Origin of the sequence: Pseudomonas sp. RGM2987, from assembly GCF_022952855.1 — a bacterium.
Taxonomy (GTDB): Bacteria; Pseudomonadota; Gammaproteobacteria; order Pseudomonadales; family Pseudomonadaceae; genus Aquipseudomonas.
Genome location: NZ_JALJDX010000071.1, coordinates 1 through 6,851 on the forward strand (window position 1 = coordinate 1; position 6,851 = coordinate 6,851).

At 62.3% G+C, this 6,851-nt stretch carries 5 protein-coding genes; all 5 read right to left on the reverse strand.

Annotated elements, in window-relative coordinates; genetic code table 11:
* Window positions 1-111 precede the first annotated feature (111 nt).
* Window positions 112-1,755: a malate dehydrogenase (quinone) gene (gene mqo / locus RGM2987_RS00780; protein ID WP_245138211.1), complete on the reverse strand. Its 1,644-nt coding sequence runs from the start codon at window positions 1,753-1,755 to the stop codon at window positions 112-114.
* Between the two features lie 474 nt (window positions 1,756-2,229).
* A complete protein-coding gene (locus RGM2987_RS00785) occupies window positions 2,230-3,609 on the reverse strand; it encodes a hybrid sensor histidine kinase/response regulator (protein WP_245138212.1) in 1,380 nt (459 codons plus the stop codon).
* Window positions 3,593-4,744 carry an alcohol dehydrogenase-like regulatory protein ErcA gene (gene ercA / locus RGM2987_RS00790; protein ID WP_245138213.1) on the reverse strand — a complete coding sequence of 384 codons (1,152 nt, stop codon included), beginning with the start codon at window positions 4,742-4,744 and terminating at the stop codon, window positions 3,593-3,595. The genes RGM2987_RS00785 and ercA overlap by 17 nt, the downstream gene beginning before the upstream one ends.
* Before the next feature lie 108 nt (window positions 4,745-4,852).
* Window positions 4,853-4,924: a pyrroloquinoline quinone precursor peptide PqqA gene (gene pqqA, locus RGM2987_RS00795; RefSeq protein WP_003243383.1), complete on the reverse strand. Its 72-nt coding sequence runs from the start codon at window positions 4,922-4,924 to the stop codon at window positions 4,853-4,855.
* 246 nt (window positions 4,925-5,170) lie between these two features.
* Window positions 5,171-6,691 (reverse strand): aldehyde dehydrogenase family protein, encoded by a 1,521-nt coding sequence (locus RGM2987_RS00800; protein WP_245138214.1) that lies wholly within the window; start codon window positions 6,689-6,691, stop codon window positions 5,171-5,173.
* Between the last annotated feature and the right edge of the window lie 160 nt (window positions 6,692-6,851).

The window sequence follows — 6,851 nt, forward strand, 5'->3', positions numbered from 1 at the left end:
GATATACCGCTTTCGCGAGCAAGCCCGCTCCCACAGGTTGTTAAAGCCCGAAATAAAAAACGCCGCTCAATTGAGCGGCGTTCTTGTACCTCACCAGACAACGTCCGGTTTTTACAGCGCCATGTCAGCGGCTGGGTTGCCTTCGCGGGCTGCTTCCGGCTTGGCCGGTGCCGTGGAAGCGCCTGGCTTGCCGATCACCGGCGGCGGGTCCAGTTGCAGGACGTCGCTGGTATAGGCCCATTCCTGGGCGACGCGCTCAGGGCTGTCGTTGAGCTTGGTGCCATAGCTCGGCACGATCTGGTGCAGTTTTTCCTGCCAGGCCGGGCTTGCGACTTTGTCCTTGAAGACCTTCTCAAGCACAGTCAGCATGATTGGCGCAGCGGTCGAGGCACCTGGCGAGGCACCCAGCAGGCCGGCGATGCTGCCGTCCTGGGAAGCGACCACTTCGGTCCCGAGCTTCAGGACGCCGCCCTTCTCTTCGTCACGCTTGATGATCTGCACGCGCTGGCCGGCTTGCCACAGGCGCCAATCTTCCTGCTTCGCTTCTGGGAAGTATTCCTTCAGCGCGTTGAAGCGGTCTTCGTCCGACAGCATCAGCTGACCGGCCAGGTATTCGACCAGCGGGTACTGCTCGATACCGACCTTGGTCATCGGCCAGACGTTGTGGGTGGTGGTGCTGGTCAGCAGGTCAAAGTACGAGCCGTTCTTCAGGAACTTGGTCGAGAAGGTCGCGAACGGGCCAAACAGGATCACACGCTTGCCGTCGAGCACGCGGGTGTCCAGGTGCGGAACTGACATCGGCGGCGCGCCGACCGAAGCCTTGCCATAGGCCTTCGCCAGGTGCAGTTGGGCGACGGTCGGGTTCTCGGTGACGAGGAACGAACCACCGACCGGGAAACCTGCGTATTCACGGGCTTCCGGAATGTCGGACTTCTGCAGCAGGTGCAAGGCACCGCCGCCGGCGCCGATGAAGACGAACTTGGCATCAGTCTCGGTTTCAGTACCGTCCTTCAGGTTCTTGTACGAAACACGCCAGCTGCCGTCTTCGTTGCGGGTGATGTCTTCCACTTCGCTGGACAGTTTCAGCGAGAAGTTCGGCCTGGTTTGCAGGTAAGCGGCGAACTGGCGGGTGATTTCGCCGAAGTTCACGTCGGTACCCAGGGGACTCCAGGTGGCCGCGACTTTCTGGCTCGGGTCACGCCCTTGCATCATCAGCGGAACCCACTTGCTGATCTGCGCGGGGTCTTCGGAATACTGCATGCCGGCGAACAGCGGGCTGGCCTGGAGGGCTTCGTAGCGCTTCTTCAGGAACGCAATGTTGTCGTCGCCCCACAGGAAGCTCATGTGCGGCGTGGAGTTGATGAACGAGCGCGGGTTCTTCAGCACGCCGTTCTTGACCTGCCAGGACCAGAACTGGCGGGAGATCTGGAAGGCTTCGTTGATCTCGATGGCCTTGGAGATATCGACCTTGCCGTTCTTGTCTTCCGGGGTGTAGTTCAGCTCGGCCAGCGCGGAGTGACCGGTACCGGCGTTGTTCCAACCGTTGGAGCTTTCTTCGGCAACACCGTCCAGGCGCTCGACCATTTCCATGGTCCAGCCCGGCTCCAGCTCATTGAGCCAGACGCCGAGTGTCGAGCTCATGATGCCCCCACCGATGAGCAGGACGTCGACTTTTTTTGCCTCGGCGGCGTGCGTGGTCGCAAGACCCATCGCCATCGCCAGGCCCAGTAGCGCCGTGTGTGTTTTCTTCAACATGTGTGTATCCCTAGGATAGAACGCCATTCCGTCCACCGGTCCTGTTCAATCGTAGACCACGCCCATGGCTGGCAGTGCCCGCATGGTGGGATCGAAGGGACGGGTGGAAGGACCTACAGGGGCCGAGCAATCGTCGGCCCACCTTTATGTCTCTCCGGCACTGACTTCTTGTAGGTCTTGGCTTCAGCTGGGTGAGGGACACTGCAAAACGGTCTTGATCGGGCCGGCTTGGCCGTGCCCGATTGTCGCAGCGGGGGGAGTTTACATAAGGAAACAAACAGACCGAAGCGTCTTTTTACATTTGGCGCGAAAACGCCGACCAAATGACGGCGTTTTGATGGCGCTGATTCGCCCTCCCGTCTGCCTGGGGCCCCTGTGGGAGCGAGCTAGCTCGCGATGAGGCCGGACCAGTCAACCTCTATTTGACTGATACACCGCAATGGCGAGCAGGCTCGCTCCCACAGGGGTCAGTGTTTATCTGGCATTACCGAGCAACTGACTCAACACCGCCCGCAATTTACCCGGCTTGACCGGCTTGTTGAGCAGCGGCGCATTCAATTTGCGCAGGGCGCGGCGACACTGGTCGCTGCGATCGGCGGTGATGATCACGGCCGGGATCGGCTGCTGGAAATGCTCGCGAAGATGCCTCACCACCTCACAGCCGACCACGCCATGGTCGAGGTGGAAATCCGCCAGGATCAACTCCGGCGCCTGGCCTTGAAGCGCATCGAAGGCGCCCGCTTCGTCAGTGGCCGTCAACACCTCGCAGCCCCACTGCCCCAACAGCGCGGCCATGCTTTGCAAAATGCTCAACTCATTGTCGATCACCAGCAACCGGCGGCCCGGCAACGGGTTGCCGGCCACGGCCTGTACCGGCGCCTGCGAAACCGGCAAGGGTCGGTCGGCAGACAGCGGCACCTCGATGCTGAACACCGAGCCGCGTCCGGGCCGGGAACGGACCTGGACCCGGTAGCCGAGTATGTGAGCGATGCGCTCGACAATCGCCAGGCCCAGGCCCACGCCTTTGCGATCGGCTGCCCGGCCGACGTCCAGCTGGTTGAATTCGAGGAAAATCGATTCCAGGCAATCGGCGGCGATGCCGCGCCCGGTGTCCCAGACTTCCAGGCTGACCCGCCCTCCCCGGCGCCGCGCTGCCAGCAGGATGCCACCCTGCTGGGTGTAGCGACAGGCATTGCTGAGCAGGTTGCGCAGGATCCGGGTCAACAACCGCAGGTCGGTCATGACCGCTTCATCGGTGAAACGCACCCGCAATTCCAGACCCGCGGCACCGGCCACCGTCTGAAACTCCGAGACCAACGGCGCGAGCAGTTCATCGAGTCGATACGGCGCCAGGTCAGGACGGACGGCAGCCTGGTCGAGCCGGGAAATGTCCAGCAAATCAGTGAGCAGGTCTTCGGCCCCCTCCAATGCCTGGTGGGTGCGCTCCACCAGCACCTGCTCAGTGGCCGGCAGGTGGCGTTCGCGCAACGTGGCAATCAGCAAGCGCGCGGCGTTGAGCGGTTGCAGCAAATCGTGGCTGGCGGCGGCCAGGTACTTGTCCTTGCTGCGATTGGCGGCCTGGGCAGCGTCCCGGGCGTCGCGCAGTTGCTGTTCGATCAACTCGCGCCGGGCGATCTGTTGTTGCAGGTTATGGTTGGCCTCCAACAGTGCGTCAGTGCGCTCGGCCACCCGCTGTTCCAACTGATCGTTGAGCTGCTGCAAGCGTTGCCGGGCTTGTTCGAGCTCCGCCAGACGCGCGGCCAGCTCCGGGTAATGGCTCTTGCGCGTCGAGTGATTGCCCAGCCCCAGCAAACCGGCCAGGGCTTTTTGTTGCTCCTCAGAGGGCTTCGCCATAGACAACCTCGACATCGCGCTGGCTCGACTCCCGAGGGTTGGTGAGGATGCACGGGTCATGCATCGCATGGTGCGACAGGAACGGAATGTCCGAGGTGCCGACCCCATGCAGGCCCAGGGTTTCATGGAAGCCGATGGTGCGCTTGAGGGCAATCAGGTGCTCTACCAGCCGCGTGCGGATCTGCCGGTGATTGAGCCCCCGGCAGTCGATGCCCAGCGTCTCGGCGATCACCTTGAAGCGTTCGGGCGCCGAGGTGTAGTTGAAGGCCACCACGTGCTCGACCAGCACCGCGTTGCACAGGCCATGGGGCAAGTCCAGGAAGCCGCCCAGGCTGTGGGACATCGCATGCACTGCGCCAAGGATCGCATTGGAAAACGCCAGCCCGGCCTGCATGCTGCCCAGCATGATCTTCTCGCGCAGGGCCACATCGCCGGGATTGGCGATCATCTGCACCAGGTTGCCGTTGATCAGGCGCATCGCCTCCAATGCGTGCGGGTCGGTCAACGGGCCGTGACCGGTGGAAACGAACGCCTCGATGGCATGCACCAACGCATCGATGCCGGTACAGGCCGACAGGAACGGGTCCATGCTCAAGGTGGTTTCCGGGTCGATCAGCGACACATCCGGCACCGCGGCCTTGCTGACGATGGAAAACTTCATGCGTTCTTGCTGGTTGGAGATGATCACGAACTGCGAGACGTCGGCCGAAGTGCCGGCCGTGGTGGGAATCAGGATCAGCGGCGGACTGGGCACATGCAGAGTGTCTACGCCTTCGAACTCAAGGATGCTGCGACCGTGGGCAACGACAATGCCGATGCCTTTGCCGCAATCCATCGGGCTGCCACCCCCGACGGCGACGATCACATCGCAATGATTTTCCCGGTACAGCTCGGCACCGAGCATCACTTCCTCGACCCGGGGGTTGGGCGAGACCGCGCTGTAGATGCAGTAGTCGATGGCCTGGGCCTGGAGACTGGCTTCGACATCGCCCACCCAACCGGCGGCGATGACCCCGGGATCGGTGACGATCAGCACCTTGCGTGCGCCGAAGGTCTTGGCGTAATTGCCGACGTTGTGCCGGCAACCGGCACCGAACATGATTTCAGGGGAAACGAATTTGCGCAGCGGGCTCATCGGTAAGCCTGTTCTTATTGTGAAATACCCTGAGCCTAAAGCATCCCGCCGTGAATGCAATCAGACCAATGGGTAGCCCGGCCCGAGCGCTCCGGGCCGGGCTGCCGCTCATCGGTTGGCGAAGTACATCGTCACTTCAAAGCCGATACGCAGGTCGGTGTACGCGGGTTTAGTCCACATGGGTCTTTCCTCTTCTTGTACCGGGCGATTCCGGCAGGGTCATTAATGCACGGGGAGCGCGAGGCTCGAATGCTACTTTCGAAGCGGTGGGTGGGGTGCGTTGGTAGCGATTCCAGGCATCACACAAACCCAACTGTGGGAGCGGGCTTGCTCGCGAAGGCGTCAGCACATTCAGCCCTTCTGCAAGCTGAACGACCGCTTTCGCGAGCAAGCCCGCTCCCACAGGGGTTTTGCAGCGCTGGCGGACTAGAAGAACCCCAACGGATTCACGTCATAGCTCACCAGCAGGTTCTTGGTCTGCTGGTAATGGTCGAGCATCATCTTGTGGGTTTCGCGACCGACGCCGGACTTCTTGTAGCCACCGAACGCGGCGTGGGCCGGGTACAGGTGGTAGCAGTTGGTCCACACACGACCGGCCTTGATCGCCCGGCCCATGCGGTAGGCGCGGTTGATGTCGCGGGTCCAGAGGCCGGCGCCGAGGCCGAACTCGGTGTCGTTGGCAATCGCCAGGGCTTCGGCTTCGTCCTTGAAGGTGGTCACGCCCACCACCGGACCGAAGATTTCCTCCTGGAACACCCGCATCTTGTTGTGGCCCTTGAGCAAGGTCGGCTGGATGTAATAGCCGCTGGACAAGTCCCCTTCCAGCCGCTCGGCCGCACCGCCGGTCAGCAGCTCGGCGCCCTCCTGGCGAGCGATCTCCAGGTACGAAAGAATCTTGTCGTACTGCTGCTCGGATGCCTGGGCGCCGACCATGGTGTCGGTGTCCAACGGGTCGCCGCGCTTGATCTGCTTGATCTTCTTCATCACCACTTGCATGAATTCGTCGTAGATCGATTCCTGCACCAGTGCCCGGGATGGGCAGGTGCAGACCTCACCCTGGTTGAAGAACGCCAGCACCAGGCCCTCGGCGGCCTTCTCGATGAACGCCGGTTCGGCCTGCATGATGTCTTCGAAGAAGATGTTCGGCGACTTGCCGCCCAGTTCCACGGTGGACGGAATGATGTTCTCGGCGGCGCACTTCATGATGTGCGAACCCACCGGGGTGGAGCCGGTGAAGGCAATCTTGGCGATGCGCTTGCTGGTCGCCAGGGCCTCGCCGGCCTCGCGGCCGAAACCGTGGACAATGTTAAGCACCCCGGCCGGCAGCAGGTCGGCGATCAGCTCGGCGAAAATGGTGATAGACAGCGGTGTCTGTTCCGCCGGCTTAAGCACGATGCAGTTACCGGCAGCCAGTGCCGGGGCGAGTTTCCAGGCGGCCATCAGCAGCGGGAAGTTCCACGGGATGATCTGTCCAACTACCCCGAGCGGCTCATGGAAATGATAGGCCGTGGTCAACTCGTTGATCTCGGCGGCGCCTCCTTCCTGGGCGCGGATACAGCCGGCGAAATAACGGAAATGGTCCGCCGACAGCGGCACGTCCGCATTGAGGGTTTCGCGCACAGCCTTGCCATTGTCCCAGGTCTCGCTGACGGCCAGCAGTTCCAGGTGCTGCTCGATGCGGTCGGCGATCTTCAGCAGCACCAGGGCGCGCTCCTGCACCGAGGTCTTGCCCCAGGCATCGGCGGCCGCGTGGGCGGCATCCAGTGCCTGGTCGATGTCGGCGGCGTTGGAGCGCGGAAATTGGGCGATCACTTCGCCGTTGACCGGGGACGTATTGGTGAAGTACTCGCCATTGACCGGCGCGACGAACTCGCCGCCGATGAAATTGCCATAGCGCGGCTTGAAGGAAACGACGGCGCCTGGGGTTCCGGGTTGTGCATAGATCATGATGGGCCTCTGCCTGGTCGATGCCTGTCACGGGACAGGCGATAGGCCGATGGTAGAGAGCCCCGCCTGCCGCACGAATGCGTCGTTGGCAGCGAGACTCTCGTTATTTGGTCGTAGGTTTTGCAAGCCTGCAACGAATACTCTTGTGGCGTGGGCGCTT